The 15,173-nt window shown below is 66.2% G+C and carries 14 protein-coding genes; 3 read left to right on the plus strand and 11 right to left on the minus strand.

Annotated features, from left to right (window positions below):
* Positions 1-8: 8 nt before the first annotated feature.
* Both AC1DW0_RS15235 and AC1DW0_RS15240 read right to left on the minus strand, forming a co-directional pair.
* Positions 9-1,271 (minus strand): glycosyltransferase family 2 protein, encoded by a 1,263-nt coding sequence (locus AC1DW0_RS15235; RefSeq protein WP_477946698.1) that lies wholly within the window; start codon positions 1,269-1,271, stop codon positions 9-11.
* Complete coding sequence (locus tag AC1DW0_RS15240) at positions 1,222-2,679, minus strand: oligosaccharide flippase family protein (protein WP_477946700.1); 1,458 nt, start codon at positions 2,677-2,679, stop codon at positions 1,222-1,224. The genes AC1DW0_RS15235 and AC1DW0_RS15240 overlap by 50 nt, the downstream gene beginning before the upstream one ends.
* A 167-nt stretch (positions 2,680-2,846) precedes the next feature.
* On the opposite strand from AC1DW0_RS15240, the gene AC1DW0_RS15245 reads away from it, so the two are divergent.
* From AC1DW0_RS15245 to AC1DW0_RS15255, 3 genes are read left to right on the plus strand one after another with little or no spacing between them, the layout of a single operon-like run.
* Positions 2,847-2,999, plus strand: coding sequence for a hypothetical protein (locus AC1DW0_RS15245; RefSeq protein WP_157282128.1), 153 nt, complete (start codon positions 2,847-2,849; stop codon positions 2,997-2,999).
* The gene (locus AC1DW0_RS15250) at positions 2,999-4,381 is read left to right on the plus strand and encodes a class I SAM-dependent methyltransferase (protein WP_457393359.1); all 1,383 of its coding nucleotides are present in this window, start codon (positions 2,999-3,001) and stop codon (positions 4,379-4,381) included. Before AC1DW0_RS15245 ends, AC1DW0_RS15250 begins: the two co-directional genes overlap by 1 nt.
* On the plus strand, positions 4,378-5,919 hold the full coding sequence (locus tag AC1DW0_RS15255; RefSeq protein ID WP_477946703.1) for a sulfatase-like hydrolase/transferase: 1,542 nt from the start codon (positions 4,378-4,380) through the stop codon (positions 5,917-5,919). The genes AC1DW0_RS15250 and AC1DW0_RS15255 overlap by 4 nt, the downstream gene beginning before the upstream one ends.
* On the opposite strand, the gene AC1DW0_RS15260 is transcribed toward AC1DW0_RS15255, so the two are convergent.
* The 9 genes from AC1DW0_RS15260 to AC1DW0_RS15300 all read right to left on the minus strand — a co-directional run bounded on the left by AC1DW0_RS15260 (position 5,896) and on the right by AC1DW0_RS15300 (position 15,169).
* Entirely contained in the window at positions 5,896-7,113 is a 1,218-nt protein-coding gene (locus AC1DW0_RS15260; protein ID WP_477946705.1) for a type II secretion system F family protein, read from the minus strand. The two genes, AC1DW0_RS15255 and AC1DW0_RS15260, sit on opposite strands and share 24 nt — an antisense overlap.
* Entirely contained in the window at positions 7,113-8,792 is a 1,680-nt protein-coding gene (locus AC1DW0_RS15265) for a GspE/PulE family protein (protein ID WP_477946707.1), read from the minus strand. Before AC1DW0_RS15265 ends, AC1DW0_RS15260 begins: the two co-directional genes overlap by 1 nt.
* Positions 8,789-10,795, minus strand: coding sequence for a secretin N-terminal domain-containing protein (locus tag AC1DW0_RS15270; protein ID WP_056204364.1), 2,007 nt, complete (start codon positions 10,793-10,795; stop codon positions 8,789-8,791). The genes AC1DW0_RS15265 and AC1DW0_RS15270 overlap by 4 nt, the downstream gene beginning before the upstream one ends.
* Before the next feature lie 175 nt (positions 10,796-10,970).
* Positions 10,971-11,414 (minus strand): hypothetical protein, encoded by a 444-nt coding sequence (locus tag AC1DW0_RS15275; RefSeq protein WP_056204367.1) that lies wholly within the window; start codon positions 11,412-11,414, stop codon positions 10,971-10,973.
* Between the two features lies 1 nt (position 11,415).
* Positions 11,416-11,925: a GspMb/PilO family protein gene (locus AC1DW0_RS15280; RefSeq protein ID WP_457355703.1), complete on the minus strand. Its 510-nt coding sequence runs from the start codon at positions 11,923-11,925 to the stop codon at positions 11,416-11,418.
* A gap of 101 nt (positions 11,926-12,026) precedes the next feature.
* A complete protein-coding gene (locus tag AC1DW0_RS15285) occupies positions 12,027-13,187 on the minus strand; it encodes a hypothetical protein (protein ID WP_477946710.1) in 1,161 nt (386 codons plus the stop codon).
* On the minus strand, positions 13,105-14,121 hold the full coding sequence (locus AC1DW0_RS15290; RefSeq protein ID WP_477946712.1) for a type II secretion system minor pseudopilin: 1,017 nt from the start codon (positions 14,119-14,121) through the stop codon (positions 13,105-13,107). Before AC1DW0_RS15290 ends, AC1DW0_RS15285 begins: the two co-directional genes overlap by 83 nt.
* Positions 14,121-14,732 carry a prepilin-type N-terminal cleavage/methylation domain-containing protein gene (locus AC1DW0_RS15295; RefSeq protein WP_477946714.1) on the minus strand — a complete coding sequence of 204 codons (612 nt, stop codon included), beginning with the start codon at positions 14,730-14,732 and terminating at the stop codon, positions 14,121-14,123. Before AC1DW0_RS15295 ends, AC1DW0_RS15290 begins: the two co-directional genes overlap by 1 nt.
* Complete coding sequence (locus AC1DW0_RS15300; protein ID WP_477946716.1) at positions 14,729-15,169, minus strand: type II secretion system protein; 441 nt, start codon at positions 15,167-15,169, stop codon at positions 14,729-14,731. The genes AC1DW0_RS15295 and AC1DW0_RS15300 overlap by 4 nt, the downstream gene beginning before the upstream one ends.
* Between the last annotated feature and the right edge of the window lie 4 nt (positions 15,170-15,173).

Below are 15,173 nucleotides of genomic sequence, written 5' to 3' on the forward strand. Positions count from 1 at the left end.
GGATGCCTTCAAACCACCAGACCGCGCACAGCCGTTTCCCAGTCGAGCTTCATCTCGACGAGGCGGGCAGCCAGGCGGGGTGGGGCCTCGGCCACGGTCGCGAGGCCATCGACGAACGGGCGCCCACCGGCGGCCGTCGGGCGCATGGCCCGAGCCAGGACATAGCGGATGCGCGCCTGTCTCAGCGTCCTTCGCTCGCGAGCGACCGCGGCCTGCAAACCCGGCAACGGCGTGCCCAGCATTTCGGCAGCTTCTGACGTCGCCTGCGCGATCTCCGATTTGAACTCCGGGTGACGCATGCTGCACGTGCCCAGCAATCGCACGAAGTTGAACTCGGTCAGGGTCGAGGGTGCCAGGTGCTTCAAGGTTTCGAGCGCGGCGTGCGCCCAGACGGTTTCCACCGAAAAGAACTTGGGCACCCCCGGGCTCCAGCCCGAGGCGACAAAGCTGCTGGTCTGCGACTCGGCGCTGAGTTGGCCCTTGTGGGTGTTCATCGCACTGCGCCCGGTATTGCTGCCACCGGAGGCGCCCGGGATGGACAAGGGGAAGTCAACGACCAGGAATCGATCGGCACAGGCCGCCAGGCCCACGGCGCCGGAGACGTCGGGGCTCGAACCATGGAAGTACTGCCCTGAACGCTCGCGAATGCGTTCCATCAGCGTGCGGCGAACGACGCCGTGATAGATCTTGGGCAGGCCGTCCGTGCCCTGCGCGGCTTCGCGCAAAGCCAGGGCCAGCGCCTCGGAAGCCAGGCAAACCTTGCCACCGCCCATCTGCTTGGCGAAATACAGCCTGGAGGCGTGGCTGGCGCCGAAATGGCGTGAGCGGAAGTCCGGCCAGACATAGTTGGCCACCACATTGGGAGCGATCAGGTCGACGCGCTTTTGATGCGCCCACTGCGTCGCATCAAGCAGCGCACCGGAAATGGTGTCGTCATCCCCGATCAGGCACAGGTATTCGCCCTTGCTGGCTGCGACGGCGGCGTTGTGGTTGCCGGTCATGTCCAGCTTCTGCGCAGGCCTGAAATAGTTCAGGCGCGGGTCACGGCCGAGCGGGTGTTCCGCCACCCAGCGCGCCAGTTCGCCGTCGGTGCTGGTGTCGCTGACCACCAGTTCCAGTCTCTCGTCGCCCTGGCTGAGCACCGACTCGATCGCATGCATTGCGTAGCGGGCACGATTGTGCGTGGGTATCACAACAGACAAAAGCGGCGGCATGGGGTCGTCAGAGCGGATCAAGGCTGGGCATTGTCTTAGATCGCTGCCGCAGGGCATGCACAGCGCCGATCACGCAAAGCACGCTCACCAGCAGCCAGGCAGATATCCGCAACGCCGAGTTGGGTAGCAGCAGCCCCACGAAACCGAAGGGGGTCAGCATCAGCAGGGCGAGCGCCCGCCTGTCGAACAGCCGCCCGCCTCCGTGCAATGGCAGGCGCTGCGCCGCCACGACCAGCAACACGGCATCGAGCACCACGCGCGCCAGCCAGACCCAGGCCGCGGCCTCAATGCCCAGATGAGACGCAGCCCAGGCCAGCGCCACGAGGAACAAAGGCAGTTCGAGGAGATGAAGCTTGGCCGTCGTCGCGGCCTGCCCGGCGCTTTGCAAGGCGGTGTAGGGCAGTTGGGCCAACCCGGTCACGAACATGCCGAGCGAGAAGATCAGCAGGCAGCCCTGGGCCTCGGTCGCAAACGCGGCACCAAGCCAGATCGACAGCAACGGGCCGGCAAAGGTGGCCAGACCCAAGGTGATGGGCAGCAGGACCAGACTCAAGCCGAGCACTGCCTGCCTGCACAGGCGCGCGGCGTCGTGCTCCCGCTGCGCGATCTGCGCCGCCAGCGCCGGGAAAAGCACCGCCGTCAGTGCGCCTGGCAGGATCCAGAGCTTCATCACCAGCTCCTGCGGCGTGGCGTAGTAGGCCAGGGTCGCAACCGGCACGAACAGGCCGACGATGAAGCGGTCCGCATAGCCCATCAGGGGGCCCAGCAGGTTGCTGACCAGCAGCCATTGGCTGGAGCGCCACAGCGAGCCCAGCAGATCGCGCCGCCATGCGATTCGACCCCGCAGTTGAGGCAACGCCTGCCAGGCGGCGGCGCCGTGGGCCACGGCGCCCAGCAACCGCCCGATCGTGAGCACGGCGGCAATCGCTGTCAGGTCAGGGCCGCACACGTACAGAGCAACGACGGGAGCGGCAAAGGTCCAGACACCCATGGGCAATCGAATGCCATTGACAAGGCCGAAAGCGCCGCGGGCCTCCAGCATGCCGCGCAATCCGGCCGTCAGGATCACCAGAGGCAGGGCCAAGGCCATCCATCGCAGGCTGGACTGCGCCTCGCCGATGTCGGGCAAATCGTGCAGGCTGCCCACGAGCCAGGGCGCCAACAGGTAGAGCGCCAATCCGGCCGCCAGGCCGACGCCGCCCATCAGGATCAGCGCCGTGCCGCACAGCGGCCCCACCAGCGCGTCCTCGCCCTTCTCCAGCACGACGGCCAGGCGCAGCGTCAGCGCACGCGCCAAGCCGAGATCGAACAGGCCGAAATAGCTGACCAGAGCCCAGATCAGCGTCAGCAACCCAAAACGCGCCGTGCCCAGCCCCGCCAGCAGGACGGGAATCGCAAACAACGCCACCAGGAGCGGGGCACCCAGTCCGATCAGGTTCAGCAGGGAATGTCGGACGATTCTCAAGGCGGGCCTCAGGGCGCGCGATTGTAGGTGGCGGGTCGGTGCCAGCCGGCTCGGCGGGCGTCGCCTGATAACATGAGTGCCCTGCTCCAGGCCCGGGCAACTCCCCCGATCCCGCCATGTATTTCTGCCGCCAAGTGCTTCTGGTTGTGCTGCTACTGCTAGCAAGCATGGCACCGGCCTATGCCTATATCGACGGGGGCTCGGCCCACCTCATCATCCAGGGCCTGATTGCGGCGGCTGTCGGACTCGTCTACTACATCCGCAATCCTCGCGAGATCTGGCGCGCCCTCAAGCGGCGTTGGAATCGGGACCGCTCCTGATGCGTGTGAGCTTCCGGGATCCCGACGGCAATGTCGAGGATGACGGGCAGCAGGTCTGGCGAAGAGTTCAAGCGCATGCCGCCACGCCTACCACCGAGCTGCTGACCAGCGCACTGTTTACCGAGCTGGTCCGGGACGGCCTGCTGATCGGGGTCGAGGAACAACATCCCCAACCGGATGGCAGCCTGTTGCTGCGGCATCGCCGCGTCGAGATGCCCACCTACGCCTTCGAATGGACGCCGGCCATGCTGGCGGACGCCGCGCGCCTGACGCTGGACATCCAGCGGCGCGCCTGGGCCGCGGGCTGGACCCTCAAGGACGCGGCCACCAGCAACGTGCTGTTCGAAGGCTGCAAACCCGTCTTTTGCGACCTGCTTTCGCTGCAGCGTCGTCAACCGGCCGATCCGCCGGGATGGCTGGCCTACGGCCAGTTCGTGCGTCATTTCGTGCTGCCCCTGCTGGCCGTGGCCGAGCTGGGCCGCACGCCGCGAGACGTCTTCCTGGCTCACCGCGACGGCCTGCGCGCCGCCGAGATCGCGCCGTTCATCCCTTGGTACGCCCATTTGGGGCTGGCGATGTGGCTGCATGTGCGACTGCCCGCACGGCTGGAGAGACGCCGCATTCGCCGTGACCAGAAGGCGTCGGGCGCAAGCAAGGCGAGCGGCGCTGACGGCACTCCCTGGCTGCTGGGCAACCTCGGGCGCTTCGTCGACCGCCTGGAGTCCCACGGCAGAGGCCTCAGCACCTGGAGCGAATACACGGGCAACCGCGATCACTACCTGGCAATCGAGCTGACGGCCAAGCGCAAGGCCATCGAGCAACTGGTGGGCGAAGGCCGCTATGCACGCGTGCTGGACATCGGCGCCAACAGCGGCGAGTTCTCGCTGATCGCGGCGCGCGCCGGCGCCCAGGTGCTGGCCTTGGACGATGACGTCAACGCCTTGCACGACCTGCACCGCCAGGCGCGCCAACTGAACCTGCCTATCCAGTGCCTGCACGCCAACTTTGCGCGACCCACGCCCGCAACGGGTTGGCGCCTCGCGGAAACGCTGGGCTTGCCGCAGCGTTTTGCTGGCCGCTTCGATCTGGTGCTGGCTCTGGCCGTGATCCACCACCTGACCGTGACGGAGCGCCTGCCGACGGCGCAGCTCTTCGAAGTGCTGGCCGACTGCTGCCGTGACACGCTGCTGCTGGAATTTGTGCCTCGAGAAGACCCGCGCTTCGTCGAGCTCGCAGGGCCAAACATGGGTCTGTACCAGCATTGGGATCTGGCCTTCGTGCTGGGCTGCGCCGAACCGTGGTTCGAGCTGCAGGACCAGCAGCAGATCTCGGAACATCGCACGCTGTTGCGCCTGCGCCGCCGCGGCGCGCACGCGCCATGAGCTTGGGCAAGGCGCAGCTCGGGCCTGCCGCGCGTCAGGCGCTGCGCTATGCCTTGCTGAGCTTCATCAGCCTCGGCGCGATCGGCGTGGGCGACGTGATCCTGCGCTACACCTACTCGCTGTATCTGTCGTTTCAGCCGGCCAGCTTCCTGCGGGAAGGCCATCTGCTGCTGGTGGCGGTGGCGCTCTTCGGCGCGCTCGGCGGCTGGCTGGATAGGCCGGATCGCGCCTTGCATGCCACCGCCCGAATGGCGCGCGCATTGCTGCTGACGCTGGTCTTCGTGGCGCTGTTCCAGGTCTTTCGCCAATCGCTGGCCACCTCCCTGCCCTTGCCTGGTTGGGCCAAGGCCGGCGCCATGGTCGGCTGCGCCATCGCTGCGGCCCTGATCGCTTGGCGCACGCGCCCAGAGTCGGCTGCGCGGCTGGGCAACGCGGCCTGCCTGGCCATGCTGACGCTGTTCGCGCTGCAGCCAGGCATGACGGGCTATCTGCTGGGCACCTTCTCGCCTCAAGCGCGTGACCATGCGCCCGCGGCGCAGGCAGCTCCCGCCCCGCGGCGCACCATCGTGATCGTGTTCGATGAATGGGACATGGAGATCTCAGAGCGCGAAGGACTCTTCAAGCGAGAGGCAATGCAGGGTCTGCTCAAGCAATCCTTCTTTGCCCAGAACGCCCTGCCCGCGGGGCCGAACACGCTGGAGTCCATTCCAGGCATGCTGTTCGGCCGGCCCTTCGGTGAAGTCGAGCTCGGCGGCAAGGCGTCGCTGCGCAGCAAGAGCGGCGAAGTCTGGAGCCCCGAAACCCCGCAGCTCTTCAGCGACCTGCAGGCCCGCCACATCAGCCACGCGGTCATTGGCTACTACCACGACTACTGCGCGCTGGTCACGACGGCACGCACCTGCCATGCCGAACCCGTCCAGTTCTTCCAGGGGTGGAAGGCCCAGCTCGAGCGGGTGTTCAAGCGCAGCGGGCAGTTCGACTTCCCCTACTCGGTGTTCCTGCAGCAGTGGCATGCGACCTATACCCGCCTGCACGAGGAAGCCCTGCAGGCTGTGGAAGACCGCGCCAACGCGATGGTCTGGATCCACATCAACGTGCCTCATCCGCCCAGCGCCGCGGCGCACCGCGCGCCGCGTGACCTGCGCCAGGACTACCAGGCCAATCTGGCGTTGACCGCCGAGATGATCGAAGAAGTGCGCCAGCGGCTCACAGCCCAGGGCGACGAGGCGACGCTCGTGCTGACGTCCGACCACTGGCTTCGGGAGCGCGAGCTGTGGTCGGCCATGTACGAGCAGCAGCGCGGTCCGGGAAGCGGGAGCGCCGGCAAGTCGTCCGACCAGCGCGTACCACTGATCGTCTGGTTCAGCGGTCCCACGCCGCCTGTACAGCACCAGCCACCGGTCAGCGCGCTGGCGACGCGCAACCTCGTCCTTGCGCTGCAGGACGGCAGCGTTCGCTCACCGCAGGACGTGGCCCACTTCTTCGCGCAGCAACCGGCGCCCGTGCCGCCGCGCTCAGGCGGCGCCGGCGTTCATTGACGTGATCGCCATCATCACGGCGACCATCAGCACGCCGATCACGCCGCCAATGAGCAGGATGGCAATCGGCTCGATCAAGGCCATGGCACGCTTCTGACGTTCCCGGGCCGCCTCGGACTGCATGCTGCCCAGCGAGGTCAGCATCGCGTCCAGGCTGCCGGCGCGCTCGCCCACCTTGATCAGGTTCAGCCGCGCCGCAGGAATCCAGGCCGAATGGCGCAAGCTGTCATACAGCGTTCGCCCATGTTCGAGCTCGCGGGTCGCGGAAGCGATCACCAGTGAAAATTCGCGCAGTTGCAGCGCACCCCGCGACAGCTTCAGTGCGTCAAGCAATGGCACCCGGTTGCGCAGCATGGTGCCCATCAACAGCGCCCACCGCCCCACTTCGGCGTCCCGCAGCCAGGGTCCCAGCACCGGCGCCGCGGCGGCCCATTCGAGCAGCGCCCGCCTGAAGCTGGCCCGTGCGAACAAGGTGACCAGCAAAGCTGCCACGATGCCCACGCCCAGGCCGAGCGCCAGCACATGGGCCTTCATGTACACGGCCGTCTCGATCACCCACACCGAGAACTCGGGCATCTGCCGGCGCGCGCCGCGCAGCAGTGGCGCGAATCGGGGGATGACACCGATGAAGATGATCAGCACCGCGAACAGGCCCGCCACCACCAGGATGCTCGGATAGACCATCGCGTTGCGCAGTTCCTGCCCCATGCGGCGGGAGACGTCCAACTGTTCGGCGCAATCGCTGAGCGCGGTCGCCAGGTCGCCGCTGGCCTCGCCCACGCGCACCACCGTCATCAGATGCTCGGCCAGGCCCAGGCCACTGGACTGCAAAGCGTCGTGCAGGCTGCCGCCCTCGCGCACGGTGCGGGAGGCTCGCGTCATGACTTCGCCCATGGCGCCGCCGACGTGGCCGCTCGCCAGCGACACCAGGGCCTCATCCAGCGAGACGCCGGCGGCCAGCAAGGTGGCCAGCTCGCGCAGCATCACGACCTTGTCTGCCAGGGTCAGGCGTTTAGGCGCGCGGCCGGCGCGCGGCGTTGCTGCCTCGGGCGGTGCGTCCAGGGCCTTCAGCGCCAGCGGCGTGAGCCCCTGGCGCAGCAGGTCGCGCGCCGCCTGTGCCGAGTCCCGCGCCTCGATCTGGCCGCTGACCATGTGGCCGGCGGTGTCTTGCGCGCGGTAGCTGAAGCTCTCCATCACCCGCCGTGCTCGCTGGCGGCGCGCAGCACTTCGTCCAGGGTGGACAGGCCACGCGCGCTCTTGATCAATCCGTCATCCACCATGGAGCGCCGCCCGTCGGCATCGGCCATGGCAAGCAAGCGCTCCGAACTGCCGCCCTGTGCGATCTCGTGCTGCATGGCCGCGCCGACCGTCACCAGTTCATAGATGCCGACACGACCGCGGTAGCCCGTGCCGCCGCAGATGTCGCAGCCACCGGCGGCGAGCCAGTCGGGCTCGTCTGGCACGTCGTGCAGCGCTGGCAATCGGTCGCGCAGCACCTGCCAACGTTGCTGCAGGCTCGCAGCCTCGGGGTGAGGCTTGGCGCAATTGCTGCAGAGCCGGCGGATCAAGCGCTGCGCCATCACTGCCCGCAGCGCTGCCGCGACCAGATAGGGCTCGATGCCCATGTCGACGAGCCGGTTCACGGCGGACAGGGCGTCGTTGGTGTGGACCGTGGCGAGCACAAGGTGGCCGGTCAACGCGGCCTGGATGGCGATCTCGGCGGTCTCGCGGTCGCGGATTTCGCCGACCATGATGACGTCCGGATCGTGCCGCAGGATGGAGCGCAGCGCCCTGGCGAACGTGTAGCCGATATCGGCCTGCGTCTGGATCTGGACGACGCCCGGCAGCCGCAGCTCGACGGGATCCTCCACAGTGATCAGCTTGCGAACGCCATCGTTGATGTGCGAGAGCGCGCTGTAGAGCGTGGTGCTCTTGCCCGATCCGGTCGGGCCGGTCACGAGCACCAGGCCATTGGGCCAGCCCAGCCACTGCTCGAACAGCGCACGGTGGTCAGACTCCATGCCGATGCGATGCATGCCGATGTCGCCGCGTTCCTTGGGCAGCAGGCGCAGCACCAGCGACTCGCCATGCACGGCCGGAATGGCGGAGATGCGGATATCGACTTCGCGCCCGGCCACGCGGGTGGAAATGCGCCCGTCCTGCGGCAGGCGCCTCTCGGCGATGTCCAGGCCGCCGATCAGCTTGATCCGCGAAGCGATGGCCGGGTAGCGATCCATGCCCAGGCTGCTGCGCGTGTGCAGCACGCCGTCCACACGAAAGCGCAGCGTGCATTCGCGCTCACCGGGCTCGATGTGGATGTCCGAAGCGCGCGCCTCAAGTGCCTGGGCCAGCGTGTTGTTGACGAAGGCCACGACCGGCGCGTCCTCGGCCAGCTCTCGCAGGCTTCGTGCATCCGCACCCACACTGTGGGGCGATGCGCGCAGGCGCTGGGCCCACATTTCGGCATCGGCCGGCAGCAGCAGATGCCAGCGCAGCGCATTCACATGCGGCTCGCCAGCCAGCGCTTCTGCCACGTCCACGTCAAGCGGATCGGCGCTGGCCACGCACAGACCTTCGTCGTCTCGCCACAGCAGCACTTGGCGATCCAGCCACCAGCTCGCGGGCGTACCCAGCTTGGCCATGCCGGCTCGCATGGCGTCTTCGTCCAGCGCGTTGGCAAGGAGCAGCGGGTAGCCCAGTTGCTCGGCCAAGGCGGCGTAAAGCACTTGCATGGACACGGCGCCCAGGCGGACCAGGATTTCTCCGACCCGCCCTCCCTTGCTGGCTTGCACCAGCAGCGCGTTCTCGACTTCAGCCGCCTTGACTGTGCCGCGCTCGATCAGCAGTTCGCCGATCAGCTTGGACGAGCTCACTGGCCCGCCTTCCCAGCCGGCGGCTTGGCGATCAGATCGAGAATGGGGCGGTTGGGCGCTACAGACCCGTCAGGCTTGGTGGCCGTGTCGGCCCACCCCCCCAGCTGCTTGCGGAAGGCCGCGGTCATGGCCTCGGCTTCGCTGCTGTCGTTGAGGATGTAGGGCGTGATCAGGATCACCAGCTCACGGCGATTGCCGCCACTGGTACGGGTGCTGAACAGGTTACCGATCAGCGGAATGTCCTTGAGGAACGGGATACCCGCGCTGCCCTGGCTGGTGTCGTTCGAGATCAGGCCGCCCATCATCACGGTGGCTCCATTGCGCAAGGTCATCTTGGTTGACAGCTTGCGCGTGCTGAAGGTCGGCGAGGTGTTGACGCCCGTGTTGGTCGCAGCAGCGGCGCTGACCTCTTGGTCCACCTCGATGTCGACCTGGTCGCCGGAATGGATGACGGGCTTGACCTTCAGGATGACACCCGTGCTGCGGTACTGGACCGTCTGCAGCACGCCCGTCTGAGTCGGCGTCGTGATCGTGCCCGTCGTGGTCTGCTGGCTCGTGATGATGGGCACTTCCTGGCCCACCTGGATGATCGCCTGCTCACCATTGCGGGCCTGCACACGGGGGCTTGAAAGGATGGTGGCCTGGTTCGTCGAGGCCAGTGCGTTCAGGGCTGCCTTCACGCTGCCTGCGGAGTCCAGCAGGCGGAAATTGAAGCCTGAGTTGCCGATGCCGGTGCCGCCCTGGGTGCCGAAGCGGCCGATCTTGCCGTTGCCATAGTCATGACTGGCCAGCCATTCGATGCCGAGCTGGCTGCTGTCGATGGTCGACAACTCCGCAACAGTAACCTCGATCAGCGCGGCCTTGGCGGGACGGTCCAGCATCTGCAGCAGCGAGCTGATCTGCGAATATTCTTCGGGCTCGGCCTGGAAGATCAGCATGTTGCTGGACTGGTCGACCACCACCGATGTCAAGCGTGGCGCAGCGGTGCTGCCCGACGAGGCCGTGCTGCTCTGACTCTGAGCCGGTGCCGCGCTGACTCGCCCACGGCTGCTGCTGAGCAGTTGATCCAGCGTCTTGGCCAGGTCGCCGGCATCCTTGTGCCGGACCTGGTAGGTGAAGAAGTTCTTGCCGACGCCGCGCTCACTGGGCTTGTCCAGCGTGCGCGCCCATTGCTCGACGTGCTTGAGCACTTCGTCGCTGACCGCAAAGACATAGACCGAGTTCACTGCCGAGACCGGAAGCAGCGTAACGGGATAGCGGATGCCCTGCTGTGGACCAAGCGGCGCCACGGCGTAGCCCTGCGCGGTCAGCACCTCGACGAGGCGCTTGGCCAGATCGTCGACCGACAGGTAGGCCGGCGTCAGGGCGATGCTGCGGCGCCCGCTCATCAGCGGCTGGTCCAGCATGCGGATCGCCTCGAGCGCCGCCTGCATGTTGTCCGGCGTGCCATTGAGCAGCAGCGCATTGCGGGCGACGTCCTCCTGGATGTTCACGCGATTGGCGAACAGGGTCTTGAGCCACATGGCGACCTCGTTCTGCCTGACCGACCTCATTTCGACGAGCTGGTAGACGGGCCGCAACGGCAGCGGGGTGTCGGGAAGGGCGTCACCGCGGCGGATCTCGGGCAGATTGCCGAGCTGGGCGTTGTCCGGCAGCACGCGCACCAGGCCGCCCACGTCGACAACGGCGATCTGGTAACTCTTCAGAAGCAGCTTGATCGCCGTCTCGAGCTGCGCCGCGCTTTGCGAAGCAGGTGCACGGAACGTCACCAGATCCTTGCGGGCGACTACCGCCGGATCGATGTTGACGTTGCGCTTGAGCATCTCGGTATAGACGATCTGCACGAAGTTCGGCAGCGGCACCTGCTGCAGGTTGATCGCTCCGACCTCATCACCTTGTCGGCTTGCGATGTCGGTGCTGACCTTGGCATCTGCGGCACTGCGCTTGGCTGCATAGTTGCTTGAAGCAACTGCCGGGGGCGACGGAAGATCATTGACCCGCATGCTCGATGTCGGGGTCTCGGCAGATCCAAAGGGCGAGGAGGCGGCGGCTTCGGGGCTGGCCGTTGCCAGGGGCGCCGGGACGATGGGCGCCAGGGGCGCGCAACCCGACAGGGCTGCCACCAAGGTCAAGAAGGTGCGCCTCCAGAAAGCCGGTACCGGCCTGGCTCTCAGGGATTCATTCACGATTTTCAACTCCAAAGGTCTCGCGTTTCTTTCCGAGACGCACGTGTACTTGGTTGCCATCGATCAACTCAATGACATGCCCGCTCGGTAACTTTTCGCCGACCTTCAAACGCTCGGCAGGCTTGCGATCACCCTCATACAAAACCAGCACGCCACCCACCTTGCCTTGGCCATAAATGCCCGCGAGGCGCCATCGCGGCGCTTCTTCCTGCGCACCGGGTGCGCTGGCCGCCTTCGCCGCACCCCATTGCGCAGAGGTCGCGACGATGGCAGCCCGGGTCGACGAACCATCAGCCTTCGGCAGCGCCGGCAGTTGCCAGGCATCGCGGCGCGCCTGCACGGGAGCCGGCGCCTTGTAGGCTGTCGTCTCCCCAGCGAACCAGCCGAGCAGCACGACGGCCACGGTCAGCAGCAGCTTGTTGCGTAACGTCATCATCTCAGGAAGCCTTCGCCTGCTCGCGATACAGAACGCGGACTTCGATCTCGGCCCGAGGTGGAGCAGCCTGAGGGCGCAGGCGCAGTGTGTCAACGATAATCAGTTGGGGCGACTGGCTGACCTCGGACAGGAAGCCCGTCAGTGCCACGCGATCGCTCATGTCCACGATCAACCGTACGCGCAACGGGCGTGCGCCATCGCTGGTTGGCTTGGTGTCACCGGCAACGATGCTCAGCTCGCGAATCGTCAGGCCCGCCTTTGCAGCCATTTCGCGCAATCGGTCCTGCAGCGTGGCCTCGGCCTGGCCCTGACTGGCGGCGGTCCAAAGCAGCGCCCGCGCGCTCTCGAGCTGCGTGCGCGCATCCTCGGCACGCTGCGGCCAGACCGTTTCCGATCGCAGCGAACTCAGGCGCTGCATCTGGGCCTGGGCTTCGTCGCCTTCCGCGCGCCATGCGGCCGCCTGGTCTTGCGCCAGCAGCGAGAACCAGATCCAGAGCGTGGCGAGGATCATTCGCACGCCCCAGCGCAGGCGCGCATTGCCCATCCACTCCCGGCGAGCCTGGAGCCAGGCTTCACCCAGCGTGGCCTGCAGGTTCTTGGCTGTATCGACTTTCACAGCTTCGTCCCTGCACTGCCGGGCGGTGTAGGCGGCGCACCTTCGCCGCTCAGGCGCTGCAAGCCGGCATCGGCACTGCTGCGCTGAGGCGGCGACACGGACGACAGCTTCATCTGCAGGTCAAGGCCAGCACGAGGCTGTCCATCTCGCGCTTCGGAGACCTGAGTGAACCAGCCACCCGCCTCCAGTCCAGCGATGACCTTGCTGCGCGAGACATCGGCCGGCAGGTCCAGCACGACACGGACTTCCATGCCCTGGATATCGGCTTCCCGGATGATGCCCGTGCTCGGTAGCAGTCGCAGCAACTCCTCGAGCACCTCCAGGGGTCGCGGCGCCTGCAAAAGCGAAATCAGTGCTGCACTCTGGTCTGCCGAGGCCAGGGCCTTGTCACGCGCCGCCAGCACCGGTGCAACCCCGACTTTCAGTTCCGCGAGCGCAAGCTGCGCCTGACGGCGTGCCTCGAAGCTGTCCCAAAGCGCTCGCGCGGACATGGCGCCGAACCCGATCAATACCAGGGCCAGGACGCCGACCAGCACCCGCTCGTTGCCCTGACCGACCTGCCCGAGCTGATCGGCAGAAACCGGAAGGCGACCAGGTTTTTGCCAATTGGGCGATTCAAGCTCAGGGGCGGTGCTCGCCGAGCCCGCCCAGCCAGCCTGCCGCAGGAATAGCGACCATTCCTGAGCGCTAGGCCGAGTCGCCCACCAACGGGTGACCCGCAGCACCCCAGACTTCCAGGCCTGGCCTTCGAATCCGTCGAGCGCTTGCACCATGCGCACCCCTTGCGAGTACGCTTCTCGCGCCAGGGTCTCAGGCAACCAGGCTGGGTTCTTCACCGCAACTTGGTCAAGGCGATGCTTCTCGATGGCAAACGCCTGCGCGACCGCCCCCTGCCAACTGATCAAATACTGCGCATCCGGCAGCGGCTCCCAGGCAGCCAGTTGGGCTCGCAAGGCGCCCAGCCGGTCTGCCTCGGGCAGCTCGGAAAGGTCGAATGCACGGTGACGGATCACTCCGCGCGAGATCAAAGTTAGCCCTCGCGCCTGCGCGCCCTGCGCACCGAGTTCCAGCCGGTCACAAAGAAGGCGGGGCAGACGGAGCGGGTCGAGCGAGGTCTTTGCTCGCGTCAGGAAACTTGGCGGCGGCTTGATGGGCATCAGGGGCGGCGAATCGATCCGACGGGCGAACTTCTTGGATCAGCCAGGGCGCGTAGGCCCCCGTCGGCAGAATCGAAAGAGTGTATTCGACCGCCATCGGCAGTCCGGGGGCCCACAACTGAACACGCAGCTCGTTGCTGGCATGGAAGTGCACGCTTTCGTCAGTGGGAAACGGGATGCCCGTTGCTGCGATTGCAGCAGTGGCATCGACAAATGGAGCCGTTCTTCTCAGTCGGTCGAAAAGATTCCATTGATCTGCGGATACTTTGGGCCAAAGCGCTCGAAGCAAATCCAATGGTGCTGTATTTGGATTGAACGAATCATTTCTCATAACGTTCGTCCATGAAACCATCCGCTGGCGCAACTGTGGATTTGCCGCCCAAACTGGCATCAGCGCAGTTTCATCGGTGGAAAGTATCCAGTCGTTGCGCGGCGGCGCCAGGCCGGCGGCCGCATAGTCAGGCGCCTCGGCACCGTTGAGCCGCTTCAGGGAGTCGGTGTCGGTGTAGTCCAGCAGGATGTCGATCATGGCGCTCGCCTGATCCAGGGAGGCCCCGGCGCCGATCAATGCGGCAAGCCAACGTTCGCGCTGCGGCACGTTCAAGGACAGCAGCCCGCGAGCGTCCTGCACCCGGATCCAGGCGCCATTGCGCATTTCGTAGCTCCGATTGTCCAACGCAAGTGGCTGCTCATCGGCGAATCCAGAGGACGCCAGGCCGAAGGGCCGCGTGCTCAACCAGAACAGGGCCCGGGCCTTTGCGCTTTCTACCAGCAGCCGTCCCTGTGCCAGGTTCTGCATCGAGGTTGCCTGCTGTCGCAATGCGTCCACGCGCAAAGCGAAACGCGTGGCGACGAAAGCCACCAGTGCCAGCGAGGCGATGACGAAGATGAGGACGTAGCCGCCCTCACGTTGAGAGACTCTTGAAGACTTCATCAAGGGAGCTTGGAGAGTTCGATCCGCTTGCCCAGCCGCTCCGGCGACGCCTGCATAGCTGCGACAAAGAGCACTGCTTCAGCGTCACCATGAACTGCAATGGCTCGGGGTATCAGCTGAGCATTCGGCACCTTGAGCGGCCATTCACTCAGCCACGCTCCGCTCTGGTCCAAATAACTAAAGTGGCCTGCATTACCTTTCCAGCGCGCCAGCACGGCCGTTTGCACACGCTTCTCAACTGGGCCCACGTCCATCGTGAGTTCCGTCTGGTCCGTGGATTGGCTATAGGTCATCGACAGCGTCACCGGCATAGGCCCAGCCGGTTCGACCATCGGCAGCAGACTGCTGATGCCCTGAACCTTGCGCGGGCCGCCCAGCACTTCATCCGCAGTGCCAGGCTCGCCGGCTCGCAAGCCTTCCAGGGACTGCTGCAGCCATAGCACGTGCAGCCGCTCGAGCCGTGGCTGCAACTGACCGGTGCCGAGGCGCCGCTCCAACTGCCCGAGCTGAAACAGGCCCTCGGCCATCAGCGTCGCCACCATCGCGGCGATGACCAGGGTGACCAGCGTCTCCAGGAGCGTCAATCCATGCTGGTGACGGCCGGCGCTCATGGCGGCTCCTCGCCGCGCCGCCTGGGCTGCACGTTCAGCGCATTCAGCCCAGGCTGCTCAAGGCTGAATTCCACGTGCGTGCCGGTCGACTCCTCGGTGCTCACGACGTCCAGCCGGTACAGGCCCACTTCCCAAACCGGGCTCTGGCTTCCACCAAAGGGCAGGCTGTGGCGCAGTGGCTCTATCAGTTCCGAACTCCAGCGCACGAGCACGGCGCCAACGCGCCTCTCCCCTTTAGGTTCGACAAATGGATTGATATTGGTGACCAGTCCCACCGTTGTCAGCTGCAAAGCTGCGCGGGCCTGCGCATCTTCAATGCGCCTGACGTCGGTCAGGTTCTGGCCGATCCAGGCGAACAAGGCCAGCCCGGCGCTGGCCAGGATGACCAACGCGATGATCGCCTCCAGCAGGCCGAAGCCGCGTTCATGCGGATTCATACCC

It is taken from the genome of Roseateles sp. P4_D2, assembly GCF_056401875.1.